Source organism: Shewanella algidipiscicola (genome assembly GCF_003605125.1).
Taxonomy (GTDB): Bacteria; Pseudomonadota; Gammaproteobacteria; order Enterobacterales; family Shewanellaceae; genus Shewanella; species Shewanella algidipiscicola.
In genome coordinates this window covers 380,527-400,735 of the sequence record NZ_QPQT01000001.1, presented here as the reverse complement: position 1 = coordinate 400,735, position 20,209 = coordinate 380,527, and the positions used below count along the sequence as shown (strand labels likewise).

The following is a 20,209-nucleotide window of genomic DNA, read 5'->3' as shown; positions in this document are numbered from 1 at the left end:
CTTAGGTGGGCCCAGAGAAAAAGGACTGCAATGCAGTCCTTTTTGTTATGCAATAAAGGTATTTATTGGCTTGGATCGAGCACGATATGTTCAAGTTCCACAGGCGCTGAAGCATGCAAGGCGTCCATAGAGGCTCCAACCAAGGAGATTTTTCCCTGACCAGACTCGACCAATACTGCCCGCTTTATCTCACTAAAGTCACGGTTGTGACGCACCATGGCTGATAAGGCCATCTGCATCGGTAGCATAGACGGGTTAAAGGCGGCGTTTTCGGCATAACGCCCACAGAAGGTTTGCCCATCACGCGTTTCGAGCACTACTGCGGCATAACTGCCAGTGTATGGTGCATAACTTAAGCTCGCATGATCTAAGGCTTCAATCACCATGGGATCGGTACTATCGAGCGCAAGTTCATGTTGCTGCTTAGACAACAATGGCTGAGTAATATTAAGATCGCCAGGGCCAAACGCGTAAGGTAAATAATGTGACAGTGGTTGAGTGGCCTGATTAGGTAGGTGGATTTTGATGTGCTGGCCCGCAACTAATTCATTCATAAATTGGCGACAATGCCCGCAAGGCGACTCGTTGACTATGATATCTTCGATGACGCTTTCGCCACTTAACCAAGCATGGCTAATGGCACTTTGCTCGGCATGTATACTGTGAAAAAGGGCTTCGCCATCCAGTTCAATATTTCCCCCCATATAAATGTCGCCGCTTTTACCCTTGGCAATGGCGCCGACATAAAACTCACTGATGGGCGGTTTTGCAAGCGCCGCAGCCACAGGCAACAGTGCTAAGAGCAGTTCATTAACGGGTAGTTGAGTCGCTTTGACTAAATCGGCAATTTGTTGTGCATCGAGATGACCGGCAAAGTCGTCATTTAAGAGGGGCACTAACTTATCAGCCAAGGTTGACGGTAGCTGAGCTATGCAGTGAATAAATCTATCTTGCATGAGCTTTTCCTTAATGGTTAGGCGATTGATAAATCATTTTAGTAATTAAGTTACTGAGTAAATGCGATCAGGGTCGCATTTACTCTGCTTGTCAACTATAGGTTGCTAAGATAATGACATAAGGCTTGAAGTAATTTCTGCTTTTCTTCATCACCTGCAGTATCGTTGAGCAGAGTTTCCAGTTTTATCATGTAATCGGGATCATTGAGGCGCTGCTGACAAAATTCACGCCAGCGGTATTGCTCAGAGTCATCTAGCGTCTCTGGGTAGTTGCGTGCGCGATAGCGAAAGAGCATCTCTTTAAGGCGAGGATCATCAAAATTGAGCTCCAGCGCCGCCAGATTGTGGGGCTGGGTATGACGAATGATCTCCATCTTATTCTTATCGGCGCTACTGAAAAAACCACCGCTATACAGTTGTAGATCGGGGTCAGTTATTTCGTTTTCATGGTCAGTATCGAAAACAGCTACCAGTTTTTCTCTGATCTCAGGATGTTGCCTTAAACGTTTGTATTGCTCTCTGGCAAACATTTTATCTATATCTAACCGCTGGGCATTGTCATCGGTCAGGGTTTTTGCTGGCGCAATAAACGGGCATTTATTGATGTGAACCTGTTTTAATCCAATAGGAAGTTCATCTGGTGCTAAATCTGCGCGCGGCGTATACATACGTTGTTTTATCTGTTCAACATCGAGCTCGATAAGGGGGGTCACATCCATGGTCAAATTGACACAAATAATCGCGTTTTTATTAGTATTGTGATGGGCAACCGGCGCAATGAGAGTAGTGCAGCCATGTAACGCGCTGATTTTTGAGCTGACATGCAGTAAAGGTTGCATATTGAGTACATCGATATGTTTAGCCACCTCAGCCTTTTTGCGTAGCCCAAAGTAAAACTCAAATAGCTTAGGTTGAGCCTGTTTAATCAGTTTAGCCATGGCAATGGTAGCGTATACATCTGACATCGCATCATGTGCTTTTTCATGACTGAGATTATTAGCTTGTGTAAGATGTTCGAGTTTAAAACTGGGGCTGCCATCATCTTTTATTGGCCAATTGATGCCTTCAGGGCGCAGTGCATAGCAGGCCCTGACCAGATCGATAATGTCCCAACGAGAATTACCTTGTTGCCATTCCCTAGCGTAGGGGTCAAAAAAGTTACGATAAAAACCATAACGGCTGACTTCGTCATCGAATCTAATGGAGTTGTAACCTGCGACACAGGTGTTGGGCACCGAAAATAGCTCATGTATTTTAGCCATAAACTCGGCTTCAGGCACTCCTTTCATGTTAGCCAGTTGCGGCGTTATTCCTGTGATCAAAATCGCTTCTGGAGACGGTAAATAATCACTGGCGACTTTACAATAAAAGGTAACAGGTTCTGAAATGATATTGAGATCTAAATCAGTACGGATCCCAGCAAATTGTGACGGCCTATCCTTCGCAGGATTAGCGCCAAATGTTTCATAATCGTGCCAAAAAATTGTTGCGGAATGAGTCGATGACATAGAAAAAACTACAGAGTGAATATTGTTGTCTATCATAGCATCGACACACTGTTTAGTGCCATTGTAAGCCAGTATTTATCGCTACCAGATTGAATTTAGGACATTTTAGAATTAGCAGAAATGTTTCATCGAAGGTACAATAATCCTCTATCTATAGGGAATGTCATGTTTGAATCGTTATTTACTCAACCGCAGCTAATCCATATTTCGACCGCTTCACGTCTGGTGTTAACCCTAAAGGAAAATGTGAGCGAGCAATGCCTTTTACAGACAATGGATGGCCATATTGCTGAATTTATTGTGGTTGATGATTCTGGATTAGCGAGTGGATTAATCGCACGTCTGCATCCCTTATTGCAACTTAACCTAGCACCGTTCGATGATGCTCCCGCGCCATATTTAACACCTTCGTTGCTGCGTGGGCTTGGTCAAGGTGTTCGCTTATTTACGGGACTAGGCTATTCACTCTCGTTATGTATCAGTTTACTCCGTCAAGGATTGATAATTTACATTGAGCCAGAAGGGGCACAATTTCGTTTTGCGACTGACTCTGGTAACAAATGGCAGCTGCTCGAACTCGAAAAAGATCTTCGTTTATTTGGAGGCCCTAGCGCTTTAACACGTGCACAGACGATTCTTGCCCAGCCGTTTGATTTTGAAACGAGTGTGCAAGGTTTATTATTGGCGCTTAGTGAGCTCGATATGGTGCGTAGAGAGTTGACCCGCTTTGCCTGTGATAATGGAATTGAGTCTCAAAGTACCATTATCGATATGGTGGCCAGTCTCGATAGGCAATTGCATCGCCGCCAGCAATTGATTGCCAGACATTATCAGCAATCGGCTGAGCGTACTCATTGGCATTACGCCGCTAATCAGGTGGAACATTCAGACTTATTACAGCGTAAATTAGCATCTTACCAGTCGCTTGCAACGCCAGAGCTCAACGCCATGGTCGAACAAATATTAGTTGATGATAACGACGATTCATTATCGTTAATGACAAACGTGATCCCTATTTGATTTTTGACTGTTTTACATCTTATTTTTAAGTTTTTCTTTTGGACATAACACAATGAACTACCGTTGCCCAATTTGTCAGCAACCTTTAAGCCTTAAGCAAACGACTTGGAGTTGCTCGAATAACCATAGATTCGATTGCGCTAAAGAGGGATATGTCAATTTATTGCCCGTACAGAAAAAACGCTCAAAAGATCCCGGTGATAACAAAGAGATGATGTTCGCTCGTCGCGAGTTTCTGAATAAAGGTTATTATCAAGCCATGAGCGATAGAGTTAATCAGCTCGCGGCAGAATATGCTGCTCAGGCAACATCAGGATTGGATATTGGTTGTGGTGAGGGGTATTACTCACACCGCTTACACCAGGTGATGTCGCAGCGTGGAGCATTTACCTTAAATGGCGTGGATATTTCTAAATCGGCGTTAAAGTACGCGGCAAAACGTTACCCCGATATCGATTTTTGTGTCGCCAGTAGTTTTGAGATGCCTTTTGAGGATGAGAGCTTTGATCTGATGCTCCGCATATATGCGCCTTCACTGGATGCTGAGCTTAGGCGGGTAGCTAAAAGTGGTGCCACGTTAATTACGGTGTCGGCTGGACCGCAACATCACTTTGCTCTTAAAGAGTTAATTTATGATAATCCTCGTCCACACCCAGACATTATCAGCCAAATTGCGGGGTTTACCCATATCTATAGTGAGCGGGTAGAGCAGAGATTACAGTTAAGCGATAGTGACGATATTCAACATTTTTTGACCATGACGCCATATAGTTGGAAGTTAACGGATGAACAAAAACGGGCATTAATGAGTCAGCCTTTTAATTGTGAGCTTGATTTTAAAATTGAGGTTTTTTGCGCTAGTTAAATTGTTAGCTATTGTTTAAGTTATTAATTTTTTTGGTTCGAAAAAAATGGGTTTTCTGTTGGAACTCATTCTTTGGCATGATTTCAAACAACTGACAGAAATTAAAGTAAAAAACCAGATTTAGTATGCCTACTGACTGTTGACATACCGCCAGAATGATTTATAGTGATTACAGCTTGAAAGTTGGGCTTAACTTTATGTGTTCAATACGACCAGTTCGTCCTGTTAACATAAGTAATACCGGCATTTTCCAGCTCTACTGCCGTTTAAGGCTTTATTTTATTTAGTTACAGGATTTATATCATGTCTCAAGTTACTGGCGTTGTTAAGTGGTTCAACTCTGACAAAGGTTTTGGATTTATCGAGCAAGAGTCTGGCCCAGACGTTTTCGTACACTTCCGTGCGATCAACTCTGACGGTTTCAAAACTCTTGACGAAGGTCAGAAAGTACAGTTCACTGTGACTCAAGGTCAAAAAGGTCCACAAGCTGAGAACGTAACTGTTCTTTAAGCTGACCTTTAGTAGCATTAGCTACTAAACAGAATTGTAAGAGCTGCTATTTATAGCGGCTCTTTTTTTGCCTAATGGTTTCCTTTTCATCATCTATCAGCCATCCTCTCCACTAGCTTTATACTTTTATATTCATAAAACATAAACAACCGGAGCAAGCCGCATTTTTATAATAACTGAGTATTTACTTAGTTTGCCTTTGAGCTTTTAATGCTGCTCAGCCCTTGCTTCACTGAATGAAGTTAAATCTATTGTTCGCCATACCATTGTCGCTGTTGATTACGATACGCATTGACCACCGACTCAATCAATCTGAATCATCGAACCGACATCGACAAGGCTAGCACTAAGCTCCTAGCTTGATAATGTGCCGTTTAATAATATGTAATGGGTTAATCATATAGATTACTGGGTAAGCGTTAAATGAACCCTAATAAAAAAGCCAGCGCATTAGCACAGGCTTATTAAATACAGTAATTGGGTTACTCGTTAGAGAACAGTTTGTCTTCTAAGGTTCTACCGCGTTGTAATGTGCGATATGTCCAACCTTGGGATGAAAAAAGTTTAAATAACTGATTTTCTAGCTCAAAATCTTGCATTAAGTTGTACCGAATAACAAATTCGTTGTGTTGATTGCTCTTGATACTGTTAACTTGTGGCCAGTGTGATAACTGGGTCATTAATGCCTCTGTATCGCACTCTTGCATAGTTAACGTTAGGTAGTGTGCTGCTTGATTGTCTTTAATCGATATTGACTGATTTAAGATGCCTTTATCAAGGTAGAGCACTTTATCGCACAGCTTTTCCAGTTCATCTAGGTTATGAGAGCTGATCACAAAGGTAGTTTGGTGTGATTGGTTTCGTACTAGCTCTCTAATGGCTTTGGCATTGGCAGGATCGAGTCCTGCGGTGGGTTCATCGAGTAACACTAATTGAGGTGAACCAATCAAGGCTTGCGCGATGGAAACCCGTTTACTCATGCCATGGCTGAGTGCCAAGGGCTTATGTTTGGCTATCTCATTAAGATCCACAAGGTTAAGCACGCGTTCACATTCAACTAAGGCTGCTTGTTTATTAAATCCTTGTAATTGCGCAAATAAGACCAGTTGTGATTCTATCGTCAAATTTGGGTCTAAGCGTGCGTCTTGCGGTAGAGCGGCAACTTTTCCGAGCAGTGCTTTACTGCCTGGGTGATGACCTAAAATGTGGATCTCACCTTGGGATGGGCAGATGTAGCCACACAATAATGAAAAAAGTGTGGTTTTTCCCGCACCATTGGGGCCCACTAATGCGACAGCCTGCCCAGCCTCAAGCTCAAAACTGACTTGATCTAATGCGCGTTTATGGCCGTAGGATTTACCGACGTTGTGACAGCTAATAAGGCTCATAATGCGATCCTCGCCATGTAAGTTTTTCCTAATATCAATAGTACCGCCGCTTGAACTAGCGGAATGGCCGCGATAGGCAGGCTGCTAACCCCATGGGTATTGATCATCATCGACAGCTGTGCGCCTGGGGCAACCCACTGTAATAGGCTACTCAAATCCGGTAGGTAATAATCCAAAATATTGTTAATGATACTGATGCCAGCCAGCAGGAGTACAGCATAGATGGTGGCCTGACGTGCAGAGTTAGCGTAGAGCGATAAAATGGCCATTAAGGCGGTATAGGGCAGTAGCACTATCATGATGTTAACAAACACAAAGAGACTTGAGCCTAGAGCGGGTAATATGGCACTGATATCACGGTAGGCGACGAGTAACAAAGTCGCAAATAAGGTCAGTAACAGTAGAAGTGCTTGGATCAACAAGTAGCCAGTAAAACGGCCAAAAAATAGCGTATTCCGGCTGGTACGCAAGGTTAAAAAGCGAAAAGTACCTCTCGCTCTGTCTGAGGCAAATTGGTCTGCGCTGACTAAAATACTAAATAGAGGAAACAGGTATAAGGCTGCAACCCACACAATTGCCATTTCAGGCACTTGCCAAGTAAACAGTTCGCTGACTGAGTCTTCACCAAATAGAGCAGTAATAAATTGTTTAAATTCAGTTGAAAACAGGTACACAGAAGCTTCTTTTACTGGATACCATAAAATCAGTAACCAAACTAAGGCAAATGCGATAACCGCGATTAATCCTCGCGTGCTGAACAAGATTTTTTTTAGCTCAAATTGAGCTAATAACATTACCCCAGAAATGGAACCTTTTGGGCTGACAATATCCAATGATTAATCCTTAATCTAAAATTGACCGTACTACACTCACATGAGGTGTAATGCTGCACAGTATTGATGTTATTAATGGTGCTTAATTTGTGTAAATGATACCAATCACCTTAGTTTGGTCGTTATCAAGCAAAGGGGAATATGCTTCTTCGATACAGTAAATTTATAATTAGAATAACTTGTTATCTCAATTTACGTCTTGATATAAACCATTCTAATTATGAATAAATCACTTATTCTATTTAATCGGTTTTATTACTCAGTAGTTGTGCTAGCTGTACTTTTAACTCTGCCACTTCTAGCTCTAATTGTTGAACACGGTCAATCAGTGGTTGTTTATTGTTTGACGATTCTGAGTGGATGGCGCCGCTTGATATCTGTGTTGTGCTGCTGACGCTATGTTGACTGTATTCGATGCCGGGTTGACTGATTAACTCTGTGAAGCGGCATTCACGCTTACCGGGCTCTCGTGGTAACTGTTGTGCAAGTGGGGTTTGCATATTACTGAGGTCCTTTAAGGCTTGATCGACTTCGGCGACATCGGCAAAGGTGTGGAGACGATTACTACGTGTTCGCAGCTCACCAGAGGTTTGTGGACCACGCAGGAGTAATAAACAGATAATGGCGACTTGGGCAGATGTTAATTGCAGATCGCTAAATTCGGTATTGCAAAAGCGGTGTTTATATTTTACGACCCGTGAGCCGAAGCCGCTTTGCTCGGCAATAAGGCGTTTTTTACTCAGAGAATCTAAGGTGATTTGGGTATCGTTTTCACTCAAAGCCATCACGGGATCTCGGCTCGATTTTTGGTTACACGCTAGCGTTAAGCTGTTGAGTGACAATGGATATTGTTCTGGAGTGGTGATTTCTTTTTCTAAAAGGCAACCAATGACACGTGCTTCATAAGGGGTCAGATTCATAGGTGTAGGATATTCCGCATAAAAAAAGCATAGCTTTGTTATATCAGAGCTATGCTTTTATGCAAAGGCAATCGTCGTAAAGGACGGCTTACTGCTGGTTATCTATTCAACTAAACGAATACCGTCGGTGTCGATAGTGATTTTTTGCTGCTTATATAGGCCACCAATGCTCTTTTTAAATGCTTTTTTACTCATGCCCAGTGCGGCATATATTTGTTCTGCATCGGTTTTATCTGTAAGTGGTAAAAAACCGCCAGCTTGTTTGAGTTTGATAATAATGGTGTTGGCATGCTTGTCGAGTTCTTCTTTAACACCTCGTTGTAATACCAAATCAATTTTATCGTCACTTCTGACACGCTTAATAAAGCCTTTGAGACGTTGACCAAAACGTAGCTCTCTAAAAACTTCATTTTTATAGATAACGCCCCAATGAGCATGGTTAATGATGGCTTTGTAGCCCAAATCCGTCGTCCCACCTATGATTAAACTGACCTCTTGGCCATTGCTGTAAGGAGGGGGTGTTTTGTCTAAAAACTTATCTACTTTTGATGAGGCAACAATGCGTTCATCGGCGCTGTTAAGGTAGACGTAGACTAAGTAAGAGCGACCGACTTCAATCTCTTTATGTTGTTCACCGAAGGGTAAAAACAGATCTTTATCCAGTCCCCAGTCCAGAAATGCACCAAATGGACCGGTAGCCACGCATTTTAAGTAGGCAAATTGGCCCACTTCGACTTTAGGGATCTTGGTTGTCGCAATCACCATGTCTTCAGAATCAAGATAGAGGAACACATCGATTTTATCACCGATGTTAAACTGTTTTGGTGCCACTTTTTTAGGCAGTAGCACTTGGCCTAATTCGTGCGCATTAAGGTACACACCGAAATCGACTTGTTTGACGATCTCGAGATTACAGGATTTTCCTATCTCAATCATGGGATTCTCTATGGTATTGGCTGACAAACTCGACTGCGGATTATAGTGGAATTTTACTTAATATGCTGCATTGCACTTAAGTTAACATGGTTTATTTTTTTATGGGGTTAATCGCTGCACCCTGAGTGTCATAGCCCTAAAAGTTAGTTGCAATACAGTGTAATCCCCCTTGTAATAAATTATTGTGATAATGTTACTTGCATTGAGTGAGTTTCGAGGGTTTAATTGCGCGCCTTTTTTACTTTAAAACAGAGTCAATCTAGGCAGTTTAATGACGGGGACTCGGAGTCATTTCTTCGATAGCTGACACTCAAAAATGGTGTTGATGTTGCGGCTTATTTACCTGATATGGTGCGATATTGAGTAACATTAATGTGTTGGTAAGCAAGCAGCTTACTGAATATAAATGTCAATAGACAGGTTGAGAAAATATGAGTAATTGGTCTATTCAAGATGCTTACGCTGGTTATAACGTAAATTACTGGAGCTCTGGGCTCTACGGCATAAGCGAGGCCGGTGAGGTGACCGTATCGCCCGATCCGAATCATCCTGAGCACAGTATTGGGTTAAATGAGTTAGCCAAGGATATGGTTAAGTCTGGTGTGGCTTTGCCGGTATTAGTCCGTTTCCCACAAATCCTTCATCACAGAGTGAATAGCTTGTGTCATGCGTTTAACCAAGCGATCCAACGTTATGAATACCAATCAGATTATTTGTTGGTTTATCCTATTAAGGTTAACCAGCAACAAACTGTGGTTGAAGAGATCTTAGCCAGCCAAGTGTCAAAAGAGGTGCCGCAATTAGGGCTAGAAGCCGGCAGTAAGCCTGAATTAATGGCCGTTCTCGCCATGGCACAAAAGGCCAGTTCGGTGATCATCTGTAATGGCTACAAAGATGTCGAATATATTCGTCTGGCCTTGATCGGTGAAAAACTGGGACATAGCGTCTATATCGTGCTCGAAAAACTCTCTGAGCTGAAAGTGGTACTCGAAGAAGCCAAAAAGTTGGGCGTCACGCCCCGTTTAGGGTTACGGGTACGCCTGGCGTTCCAAGGTAAAGGCAAGTGGCAAGCCAGTGGTGGAGAAAAATCCAAATTTGGTTTATCTGCGGCGCAAGTACTAACCGTTATTGACTCGTTGAAAGCCAATAATATGTTGGATTGTTTACAGTTATTGCACTTCCACTTGGGTTCGCAAATCGCCAATATTCGCGATATTCGCAGTGGTGTAAGTGAAGCAGGGCGCTTTTACTGTGAGCTGCAAAAGCTGGGCGCGAATGTTAAATGTTTCGATGTGGGCGGCGGCTTAGCGGTTGATTATGATGGCACTCGTAGCCAAAGCAGTAATTCGATGAACTACGGCTTAACCGAATATGCCAACAATATTGTCAGTGTGCTAAAAGATATGTGCACCGAGTATGGCCAACCTATGCCAAGATTGATCTCTGAGTCTGGCCGCTATTTAACAGCGCACCATGCCGTGTTGATCACCGATGTCATCGGCACAGAAGCCTATAAGTGTGAACAGATTGAGCAGCCTAATGACGACGCTCCACAGCAACTGAAAAACATGTGGCAATCATGGACAGAGGTCAGCGCCCGCGCCGATCAACGTGCCCTGATTGAAATTTATCATGATGTGCAAAGTGATTTATCTGAAGTGCATTCCTTATTTGCGCTTGGTCAAGTGAGCCTTGCCGACCGTGCGTGGGCCGAGCAGATGAACCTGCGTGTTTGCTATGAACTCAAAGGGGTGATGAGCAGTAAATATCGTTTCCACCGCCCAGTAATCGATGAATTAAATGAAAAATTAGCCGATAAATTTTTTGTTAATTTTTCACTGTTTCAGTCGTTGCCCGATGCTTGGGGTATCGATCAGGTTTTCCCTGTGATGCCATTGAGTGGTTTAGATAAAGAACCAGAGCGCCGGGCGGTGATGCTAGATATCACCTGTGACTCAGATGGGATTGTCGATCAATATGTTGACGGTCAAGGTATTGAAACTACCCTACCGGTCCCTGCATGGAGCGCCGAAAGCCCCTATCTGATAGGTTTCTTCCTTGTGGGTGCATATCAAGAGATCTTGGGGGATATGCACAACCTATTCGGCGATACTAATTCTGCGGTTGTGCGCCTAGAAGACAATGGTGTAGTCAACATCGAATCTGTGCTTGCTGGCGATACTGTTGCTGACGTATTGCGTTATGTGAACCTTGATGCTGTCTCGTTTATGCGAACGTATGAAGAGCTGGTCAATCAACACATTGAAGAGGGTGAACGGGCCAATATTTTAGAAGAGCTGCAGCTAGGTCTAAAAGGCTACACCTATTTGGAAGATTTTTCTTAAGCGCTCATAATAATAGTGTGCAGCATAAAGCCAGAGATAAGCCTACGCTAAAGCTGGCTTTATGCCGTTTGATGAATTTTAGGTAGTTAAGACTATGTTGTTTGAAGGCGCAGAGAAGCGGTTAGAGATGGTGATTGACGATGCCAGTGCATCGCTGCGCGGGTTTACTGGTGAATTTTGGTCATCAGCCTTGGCGAAAGCCGGAGCCGAGATATTGTCGACCCAGACTAATGCCGACTGTGACGCTTATGTATTGAGTGAGTCGAGCTTATTTGTTTGGCATAACAAACTGCTATTGATCACCTGCGGTAATACCAGTTTAGTCGATACGACTCTGCATATCGTAAAAAGCATTGGTATTGACCATATTGTCTGGTTTAGCTATCAACGCAAGAGCGAACTGTTTCCTCATCTGCAGGCAACTCGCTTTGAAGAGGATATTGCTCGATTAAAGCAGTCTATTGCTGGGCAGGCTTATCGTATCGGTGATCTGGACAGCCATCATCACTATCTTTTTTGTAGCGCACCATCTGCCCACAGTCAGTACAGCTGCGCGTTACAGCTTTACCATATAAAGGGTGACGTGGCCGATTATCTGTGTGGTCCGCAGCAGTCTAAAGACACCATTTTATCCTTATTACAGCTGGGCGTTATCTGGCCTGAATTTACCTTTGATGACTATTTATTTGACCCTATGGGATATTCGATTAACGGCATTCATGGGCGCGAATACATTACCCTGCACATTACGCCACAACAACCCAGCTCTTATGTCAGCATAGAGACCAATATGAGGGCGGGGCACCGGCTAATGGATGGGTTAAACTCATTAATTACTGTTTTTAAACCAAGTAGTTGGGATGTGGTGGGGATTAATGCTTCGTTAAGTCATTACGAGTTTATGGCTTCGCAATTATTGGCGCAAACCCACTTAGTATTAAACGATACCAATACCCTTTATATTAGCCATTACAAACCACGCGTTAGCGAACCACTAACGGTAGTGAGCTTGTGATCATTAGTTAACAACATATGGAGCAACCATGACCACGATTGCAGATAAGCCTGACTATTCGCTTTATTCCAATGCATTTGGTTATTTAAGACAACCTTTGGATTTTAAACCACTGCAAAGCGATGCCGATGTGGTGATATTAGGTTTACCGTTCGATATGGCAACCACTGGTCGTTCTGGTGGCCGTATGGGACCTGGTGCTATTCGTCAAGCTTCGGTTAATCTGGCTTGGGAAGAGCAACGCTGGCCTTGGGATTTTAAATTAAGCGAATGCCTTAAAATGGTCGATGCCGGTGATCTAGTATACGATTGCGGTGATGCAGCAGATTTTACCCAACGCGTAGAAGATTTTGCCACGGCAATTATCAGTTCAGGTAAGGCGATGCTGAGCTTTGGTGGAGATCACTTTGTGACTTTACCCTTGTTAAGGGCACACTATAAAAAACACGGAAAAATGGCCTTGCTACATTTTGATGCCCATACAGATACCTATTCTCAGGGGAGCAAGTACGATCATGGCACTATGTTTTTCCATGCGCCCAATGAAGGCATTATCGATGCAGCTCATTCTATCCAAATTGGGATCCGCACCGAGTTCGATACCAGTAACCATCTATTTCAGGTGATTGATGCCGCGACTGCCAACGATTTAAGTGCCGATGATATTGTGGCGCAAATTAAGGCGCGAGTGGGGGATATGCCTCTTTACGTCACCTTTGACATTGACTGTCTCGATCCAGCCTATGCTCCAGGTACTGGCACCCCAGTGTGCGGCGGTTTAACCAGTGATAAAGCGATGAAAATCATTCGTGGCCTGCGCGGTATGAATGTTGTGGGCATGGACGTTGTAGAAGTGGCCCCGGCTTATGACTCGGCTGAGATCACCGCCTTAGCTGGCGCAACCTTAGGGCTAGAGATGTTGCATGTTTGGGCAAGTGCGCATAAAAAGTAACCGTTATAATACAGTTGACGACAAGGGTTTGATTACATACCGCAAGGAAAGGTTGAAAGATGTCTAAGATCAGTGATATCAGGCGAGAATATACTTTAGGCGGCTTACATCGCGATGAGCTGCCTGAGCACCCTATGGCACTATTCGAGACCTGGCTAGAGCAAATTCGTGATGCCGAGGTGTTGACCGATCCCACCGCCATGTCTGTTGCTACGGTGGATGAAACGGGGCAACCTTTTCAGCGTATCGTATTGCTTAAACGGTTTGATAATGACGGATTTGTCTTTTTTACCAATCTTGCGAGTCGTAAGGCGGAGCAGATTGCCCACAACGCCAAAGTGAGCCTGTTGTTTCCTTGGCATGCATTAGAACGGCAGGTGGCGGTTACGGGGGTTGCCGAGCCGCTGTCGACTGCAGAAGTGTTAAAATACTTTATGACTCGCCCTAAAGAGAGCCAGATAGCCGCTTGGGTCTCGAAGCAGTCGAGTAAAATTTCGGCAAGACAAGCACTTGAAAGCAAATTTGCAGAAATGAAAGCCAAATTTAGTCAAGGTGAAGTGCCTTTGCCAAAGTTTTGGGGCGGTTATCTAGTGCGTCCATCGAGTATCGAGTTTTGGCAAGGTGGAGAGCATCGTTTACACGATCGCTTTTTATACACTAGGGCGGACAAAGGCTGGGAGATTGACCGTTTAGCGCCTTAAATTTGTTGGGCTGAACGAATCATCTCGTCTTCCTCGTTACGCTTGTGACTTGCTCGTATGAAACATAAAAAAATCGCCCATCAAGAGGCGATTTTTTTATGGATAGCATTTATGGGGCGCTGTTAGTTTGTGATTAGCACTACCACTTTTTCTTTGGTTGGAACAATACATCAATATCGTCATCATCATTTTTAGGCTGAGGTGCGTTAGGCGCAGCTTGCTTCTGTGCTCCCATGATCTCATCGAGTAATATTTTAGCTTCATCGACTTTTTTGGTAATAAATGGATCGTTAGGCGTCATGGCTTTAATGGTATGCAAGGTCGCCAGCGCCTTGGTCACCATCTGTTTAGATGAGCCATATTGCTTCATAAAACTGGCACTGCGGGCGCGCGATAACATAGAGTCGACATTAATTCTTAATTGTAAGCTGTCGATACGAGCCTCTTCTTGAGCAAAAATGGTAGGATCAATTTTGCCTTTGTTATGCTCGGCTCTCAAAATGGCCTTAAGCTTTTTAAGCACTTGAACTAAGGTGAGGATCTGTTTATCGGTATCGGGTAAGCGAAAACTCTCCACCGACGGATTCTGTTTTGTACCGTTATTGAGGGTTTCGATTTGAGCATTAATGTCTTGTAAGCGGCGATGGTAATCCGTTGCCTGATTGCCACCTAGGCTTACCGACAGTGACAACGCCTCTTGAACGCGTTTATAGAGAATAAGCACGATATTGGTCGAGCAGGGAAACATACCGGTGCAAGACAATACGGTTTCAGTTTCATCTATTATGGCTCTCTGTCTGGCTAATTCTGTTCTTCTTTCTGCCTCGGCACGTTCTTTCTGCTGTTGGATAACATTGATACCGATAACCAGTAGAAGTAATGCACCGATGAGGATCAGAACCAAAGTAAATATCATAGGTCTACCATAATTTATGCAATTCCGTTAATGCTACTATAAATCAACACTCTAGCATAGCTATCTTAGTCTAGCTTTGCGCTAAAGTCGTGTGATCTGCCACAACTCTATGCTATATTCTATTTGCTTTAATTTTTTTCGTATACTATAACTAATTCTTATACTTAGCTTCCTATTTAGGCGGTGTTAAGCCTTGGAGCACAGACCTTGCTAAAGGATAGACGATGAAGCTGCAGCAACTTAGATATATCGCCGAAGTGGTTAATCATAACCTAAATGTTTCTGCCACAGCTGAAAATTTATATACATCGCAGCCGGGGATCAGTAAACAAGTCAGGATGCTCGAGGATGAACTGGGCATTCAAATCTTTGGCCGCAGTGGTAAACACCTTACCCATGTCACACCCGCAGGTTTGCAGGTGATCAGTATTGCCAATGATATTCTCGGCAAAGTCGAGAGTATCAAAAAAGTGGCTGAGGAATACACTAAGCCAGATCAGGGCGAGCTGAATATTGCCACCACAGACACGCAGGCACGTTATGCCTTGCCTAATATTATTCGTGGTTTTATCGACCGTTATCCTAAAGTCAATTTGCATATGCATCAGGGTACTCCCTCGCAGATAAGTGAATTGGCCGCCCGCGGTGATGCCGATTTTGCTATCGCAACCGAAGGGATGCATCTGTATTCAGACTTAATTATGTTGCCGTGTTACCACTGGAATCGCTCGATTGTGGTGCTTAAGGATCATCCTTTAGCAACACGGTCAAAGATCAGTATTGAGGATTTAGGCCGCTTTCCATTAGTCACTTATGTGTTTGGGTTCGATAGAGAGTCAGAAATCGAGAAAGCCTTTAATCAGGCGGGCATCGATCCCAGAGTCGTGTTTACTGCCACCAGTGCTGATGTATTGAAAACCTATGTTCGCTTAGGCTTAGGGGTGGGGGTGATCGCTTCAATGGCTATCGATCCTGTAATCGATAAAGATTTGGTGGCGATTGATGCCAGCCATCTTTTTGCCCACAGCACCACTAAAATTGGTTTTAGAAAAGGTAACTTCTTACGGACATATATGTATGAGTTCATCGAACATTTTGCGCCACACTTGACCAAAGAAATCGTGGAGAAAGCGGTGGCATTACGGGATCCACAGCTGATTGAAAATCTGTTTGCCGACATAGAGTTGCCTATACGTTAAGCCCTTGGATGTTACCTTAGGTGTTGCGACTAAATTTTAGGACAAATACCAAAAGTGATACTCGTCAGAGACAGTCGATAACAGCATTTGATAGTGACACAAACCGATAGTAATAAAAAACTCGCCAAGGCGAGTTTTTTATGGGGATTTTTTTAGTAAAAGCGGTGGGCTTTAGGTTTGCTGCCTGCGCGTCTATGCTTAAGCTCCATAATCGAGCGAGGCTGAGGTTATGGATAATAACCTCGAGAGCGTGCTCGGCTAAAGGTTAAGTTAACTGCTAACATCAGGGCACAGTGACAAGCTGAGCCGGAGGCGGCAGATGCAGTATTGTCAGCTTAACACTCTACAATGTTAACCGCTAAACCACCTTTGGCGGTTTCTTTGTATTTGCTGCGCATGTCTTTGCCGGTATCCATCATGGTTTTAATCACCTTATCTAATGACACCTTATGATTACCATCACCGCGCATCGCTAGGCGAGAAGCATTAATTGCCTTAACAGCCCCCATAGCGTTACGTTCAATACAAGGCACTTGCACTAAGCCTCCAACCGGATCGCAGGTTAAGCCTAGGTTATGCTCCATACCAATTTCGGCGGCGTTTTCTACGTGTTCTACCGTGCCGCCCATGATCTCGGTTAGCGCTGCAGCGGCCATAGAGCAGGCTACACCGACCTCACCCTGACAACCCACTTCAGCGCCAGAAATTGAAGCGTTTTTCTTATATAAAATTCCGATAGCGGCTGCGGTTAATAAATATTGGCAGCAGATGTCGATATCGACCTCTTGAACAAAAGTATCGTAATAACATAATACCGCAGGAATAATGCCCGCCGCGCCGTTAGTGGGGGCAGTAACCACGCGATCGCCTGCTGCATTTTGCTCATTAACGGCTAATGCAAATAGGTCGACCCAGTCCAGTGCCGTTAACGGATCGACAGTATTTTTACCTTCGGCTTTAAGGCGACGATAAAGGGCTGGAGCACGACGGCGTAATTTGAGGCCACCAGGTAAAATGCCTTCTTTTTGATAGCCACGCTCCACGCAAGTTTTCATGGTTTGCCATATATGCCATAAGCGCTGCTTAATTTCTTGCTCTTCACCCACTGAGCGCTCATTTGCCATCATGAGTGCAGATATGCTCAAACCGTTGTCGACACACATGTTGAGTAGTTCAGCTGCACTATTAAAATCGTAAGGTGCAGCCTCAATGGGCGCCGCAGGTGAAGCATTTTTAGCTAAAATTTCATCTTCATCGAGAATAAAGCCGCCACCCACTGAGTAATAAGTACGTTGATAGATACACTCGCCTTTTTCATAGGCATAAAGCGTCATGGCATTAGCATGTGCAGGGAGGCTCTTGCGTCTGTGGTAGGTAATGCCATGCTCGCGGCTGAAGCGAACCACTTTTTGATTTGGCATGTTTAATGATTGAGTGTCATTAACGTGAGCTAAAATCCCATCGATGGCATCGGTGTCGACCGTTTCTGGTTCTTCACCCATTAAGCCTAAAATTACGGCTTTACCCGTACCGTGACCTTTACCAGTTTGTCCAAGAGAGCCAAAGAGTTCAGATCTCAGTTCATCAGTTGCTGCCAAATGACCATGCTTTTCTAAATCTTTGATAAAGATATTACCTGCTTTCATCGGGCCCACAGTGTGTGAGCTCGATGGTCCAATACCAATTTTAAACATGTCAAATACGCTAATCATTTATAAAACCCTGCTTGTGTTCATGGTGATCGTTATTCAATCTTATTATTTTAGGTCTATTCGTCAGTTTATGCTGACCATACCCGTGAAAATGTTGTGCTAAACGTGTCAGCAAATTAAGATTGATAAAGTAGCAGTATCCCATACTTCTGCACTATATTTCGCATTAGTTATTTTTGGGGTAGGCTGTTCGGATTAGGCATATTATGCATATGTGTATTGTAGCGTGAAGCAATTTTACACAATTGAATCCATTTCTTTTTAGATACATATATTTATAGATAATCGTTATTTTTTGATTTTTACATTACAGCATAGAGAGCCGTAGTGTTTAGCGTGTTTTAGGGAGATAAAGTGAGCTATTTAATGATGGACCTGCTGTCCACAACCTTGTCTGAGCAGGAGAAAACCCAGTTACTGCATCCTATGGTCGGCGGTATTATTTTATTTAGCCGCAATTATCATGACCGGGCACAGTTATGTGAGCTAGTGGCATCTATCCGTGCGCAGCGGCCAGATCTGTTAATTGCCGTTGATCATGAAGGTGGGCGAGTACAGCGCTTTCTCGATGGTTTTAGCCGCATACCTACCATGGGTGACATCTTGCCAAAAGCCAACGGCGATATTGAGCAGGCTAGCCTGTGGGCTTGCGAGTTGGGTTTTTTAATGGCAGTTGAGCTATTGAGCTGTGATATTGATTTGAGCTTTGCCCCCGTGCTTGACCTTAATCGAATAAGCCAAGTGATAGGCACTCGCGCCTTTAGTGGCCAACCTCAAGAAGTGATCCGCTTAGCCGATGCCTTTATTCAAGGAATGAGCAGTGCAGGTATGGCCGCGGTGGGTAAACACTTTCCCGGACACGGTAGCGTTGCTGCCGACTCCCACATTGCACAACCGGTGGACTCAAGATCCGAGCAAGAGATTAGGCAACTCGATATGCTGCCCTTTAAGCACCTCATTGCTCAGCAACAATTGCAGGGGATCATGCCTGCTCATGTGATTTACGATAGCGTCGATCCTAATCCCGCAGGCTTTTCTCATTACTGGTTACAAGAAGTACTGCGTAGCGAATTGCAGTTTAATGGGGTGATTTTTTCTGATGATCTTGGGATGAAAGGTGCCGGTGTGGTGGGGGGATATCGACAGCGCGCTAAAGCTGCCCTCGATGCAGGCTGCGATATGATTTTGGTGTGTAACGATAACCGCGGTGTCACCGAGCTGCTCACCGACTTCAGTTGGCCAGTGTGCTCGCCTAAGGCTTCGGCTTCGCTATTACGTGCCGATCCGGTGCAAGTGGCTAAGGCATTACAAGATGAGGCTCGTTGGCATAAGGCAAAATTGTTAGCCGAGCAGATTGTAATGAGCTAACTTTGATATAGCGCAACGAGTAACAGCGGTAAGTTAGCTAAGGTTAATGTTCAATCTTTACCAGTAGGTGACAGGATGATCCTCTATTTTCATGGCTTTGATGCAACCAGTCCGGGTAATCACGAAAAAATGCGTCAATTACAGTTTATTGACAATGATGTACGCTTAGTCAGTTACAGTACTCTGCATCCAAAGCATGATATGCAGCATTTGCTTAATGAGGTGAGCCGCCAGTTGCAGGTGTGCGACGATCCGCACCCCATGGCCATTGGCGTAGGCTTAGGAGCGTATTGGGCTGAGCGTATCGGCTTTCTTAATGGGCTCAAAACCGTGCTGATTAATCCTAATCTTCATCCTGAAGTCACTATGGTGGGGAAAATTGATCGCCCAGAAGAGTACGCCGATATTGCCAATAAGTGTGTCAGTCAATTTCGAGAGAAACATCGTGGAAATGGTTTGTGTATTTTATCTCGCCATGATGACGTGAATGACAATCAAGCTGTGGCTAGTGCGTTAAGCCCTTATTATGAAGTGGTATGGGATGAGGAGCAGCACCACAAATTTGCTTCGCTGGCGGCCCATCTCGCTCAGATTAAAGACTATAAGTTAGCCTAAACCTCTCTTGACTGAGCCACTTCGCGATAGCCTGATTGAGCTAAGTAAGATTGTTGCTCTGCACTATTGATCCAATCAGTTTATCTGCCTTGGCTGAGTCATTTGGTATCGCTTTGGTTTCTCGCAAGCCGGTTCCCCATGAGCTTGTTTAACGATTATTTATTTTCAGTATTTTTTCCTTAGTGTCTTTACCGTCAGCACTGTTATCTAGGGGCATTGCGCGTGTTCGTATGGTTTTTGTTGTGTGAACGTTTTTTGGGCAACAAGATAACCCTTTAAGTGCAGGAGAATAAAAGTTTACGCTTTTTAGTGTGTTTCCTCTGCCGAGATATAGCTTTAACAATAGGTTTTGTGATACAAACTGATACATATTGTTTCGCTTGGGTCTAGTATAGACCGTATCCGTTTGCGTATGTCGCCCGATGCAGCTAACCACTTTATTCGTTAGCT

Annotated in this window: 18 protein-coding genes; 10 read left to right on the top strand and 8 right to left on the bottom strand. The window is 44.0% G+C overall.

Going from position 1 to position 20,209, the window contains the following annotated elements; genetic code table 11:
• Positions 1-62: 62 nt before the first annotated feature.
• Both cdd and sbcB read right to left on the bottom strand, forming a co-directional pair.
• Positions 63-956 (bottom strand): cytidine deaminase, encoded by an 894-nt coding sequence (gene cdd, locus DVO77_RS01685; protein ID WP_110456682.1) that lies wholly within the window; start codon positions 954-956, stop codon positions 63-65.
• A gap of 95 nt (positions 957-1,051) precedes the next feature.
• Positions 1,052-2,464, bottom strand: coding sequence for an exodeoxyribonuclease I (gene sbcB, locus DVO77_RS01680; RefSeq protein ID WP_110456681.1), 1,413 nt, complete (start codon positions 2,462-2,464; stop codon positions 1,052-1,054).
• Positions 2,465-2,629: 165 nt separating this feature from the next.
• On the opposite strand from sbcB, the gene DVO77_RS01675 reads away from it, so the two are divergent.
• From DVO77_RS01675 to DVO77_RS01665, 3 genes are all read left to right on the top strand, one after another.
• Complete coding sequence (locus DVO77_RS01675) at positions 2,630-3,484, top strand: hypothetical protein (protein ID WP_119977030.1); 855 nt, start codon at positions 2,630-2,632, stop codon at positions 3,482-3,484.
• Positions 3,485-3,536: 52 nt separating this feature from the next.
• A complete protein-coding gene (gene rlmA, locus DVO77_RS01670; protein WP_119977029.1) occupies positions 3,537-4,349 on the top strand; it encodes a 23S rRNA (guanine(745)-N(1))-methyltransferase in 813 nt (270 codons plus the stop codon).
• A 303-nt stretch (positions 4,350-4,652) separates the two neighbouring features.
• Positions 4,653-4,859, top strand: a complete 207-nt coding sequence (locus DVO77_RS01665; protein ID WP_028764848.1) for a cold-shock protein — start codon at positions 4,653-4,655, stop codon at positions 4,857-4,859.
• A gap of 482 nt (positions 4,860-5,341) precedes the next feature.
• On the opposite strand, the gene DVO77_RS01660 is transcribed toward DVO77_RS01665, so the two are convergent.
• The 4 genes from DVO77_RS01660 to DVO77_RS01645 all read right to left on the bottom strand — a co-directional run bounded on the left by DVO77_RS01660 (position 5,342) and on the right by DVO77_RS01645 (position 8,936).
• The gene (locus tag DVO77_RS01660; protein ID WP_119977028.1) at positions 5,342-6,247 is read right to left on the bottom strand and encodes an ABC transporter ATP-binding protein; all 906 of its coding nucleotides are present in this window, start codon (positions 6,245-6,247) and stop codon (positions 5,342-5,344) included.
• Positions 6,244-7,041 (bottom strand): ABC transporter permease subunit, encoded by a 798-nt coding sequence (locus DVO77_RS01655; RefSeq protein ID WP_110456811.1) that lies wholly within the window; start codon positions 7,039-7,041, stop codon positions 6,244-6,246. Before DVO77_RS01655 ends, DVO77_RS01660 begins: the two co-directional genes overlap by 4 nt.
• Positions 7,042-7,322: 281 nt before the next feature.
• Positions 7,323-8,000 carry a YceH family protein gene (locus DVO77_RS01650; RefSeq protein WP_119977027.1) on the bottom strand — a complete coding sequence of 226 codons (678 nt, stop codon included), beginning with the start codon at positions 7,998-8,000 and terminating at the stop codon, positions 7,323-7,325.
• Positions 8,001-8,102: 102 nt separating this feature from the next.
• Positions 8,103-8,936 carry a CvfB family protein gene (locus DVO77_RS01645; RefSeq protein ID WP_110456676.1) on the bottom strand — a complete coding sequence of 278 codons (834 nt, stop codon included), beginning with the start codon at positions 8,934-8,936 and terminating at the stop codon, positions 8,103-8,105.
• 431 nt (positions 8,937-9,367) lie between these two features.
• Here DVO77_RS01645 and speA point away from each other — a divergent pair, with 431 nt between their 5' ends.
• The 4 genes from speA (at position 9,368) to pdxH (ending at position 13,949) form a co-directional block, all read left to right on the top strand.
• Positions 9,368-11,281, top strand: coding sequence for a biosynthetic arginine decarboxylase (speA, locus tag DVO77_RS01640; protein WP_119977026.1), 1,914 nt, complete (start codon positions 9,368-9,370; stop codon positions 11,279-11,281).
• 94 nt (positions 11,282-11,375) lie between these two features.
• On the top strand, positions 11,376-12,296 hold the full coding sequence (locus DVO77_RS01635) for an adenosylmethionine decarboxylase (protein WP_119977025.1): 921 nt from the start codon (positions 11,376-11,378) through the stop codon (positions 12,294-12,296).
• A gap of 28 nt (positions 12,297-12,324) precedes the next feature.
• Positions 12,325-13,248, top strand: coding sequence for an agmatinase (speB, locus tag DVO77_RS01630; protein WP_110456673.1), 924 nt, complete (start codon positions 12,325-12,327; stop codon positions 13,246-13,248).
• Positions 13,249-13,307: 59 nt separating this feature from the next.
• Positions 13,308-13,949 (top strand): pyridoxamine 5'-phosphate oxidase, encoded by a 642-nt coding sequence (gene pdxH / locus DVO77_RS01625; protein WP_119977024.1) that lies wholly within the window; start codon positions 13,308-13,310, stop codon positions 13,947-13,949.
• 139 nt (positions 13,950-14,088) lie between these two features.
• Here pdxH and DVO77_RS01620 read toward each other — a convergent pair whose 3' ends face one another.
• A complete protein-coding gene (locus tag DVO77_RS01620) occupies positions 14,089-14,865 on the bottom strand; it encodes a hypothetical protein (RefSeq protein WP_119977023.1) in 777 nt (258 codons plus the stop codon).
• Between the two features lie 224 nt (positions 14,866-15,089).
• Between DVO77_RS01620 and cysB the strand changes: the two genes are divergently transcribed.
• On the top strand, positions 15,090-16,064 hold the full coding sequence (gene cysB, locus DVO77_RS01615) for an HTH-type transcriptional regulator CysB (RefSeq protein ID WP_110456670.1): 975 nt from the start codon (positions 15,090-15,092) through the stop codon (positions 16,062-16,064).
• Positions 16,065-16,399: 335 nt separating this feature from the next.
• On the opposite strand, the gene DVO77_RS01610 is transcribed toward cysB, so the two are convergent.
• Positions 16,400-17,776: an L-serine ammonia-lyase gene (locus tag DVO77_RS01610; RefSeq protein WP_119977022.1), complete on the bottom strand. Its 1,377-nt coding sequence runs from the start codon at positions 17,774-17,776 to the stop codon at positions 16,400-16,402.
• A gap of 354 nt (positions 17,777-18,130) precedes the next feature.
• Between DVO77_RS01610 and nagZ the strand changes: the two genes are divergently transcribed.
• Positions 18,131-19,144 carry a beta-N-acetylhexosaminidase gene (gene nagZ / locus DVO77_RS01605; RefSeq protein WP_119977021.1) on the top strand — a complete coding sequence of 338 codons (1,014 nt, stop codon included), beginning with the start codon at positions 18,131-18,133 and terminating at the stop codon, positions 19,142-19,144.
• 75 nt (positions 19,145-19,219) lie between these two features.
• Positions 19,220-19,759: an alpha/beta hydrolase YcfP gene (gene ycfP, locus DVO77_RS01600; protein ID WP_119977020.1), complete on the top strand. Its 540-nt coding sequence runs from the start codon at positions 19,220-19,222 to the stop codon at positions 19,757-19,759.
• The last annotated feature ends 450 nt before the right edge of the window (positions 19,760-20,209 follow it).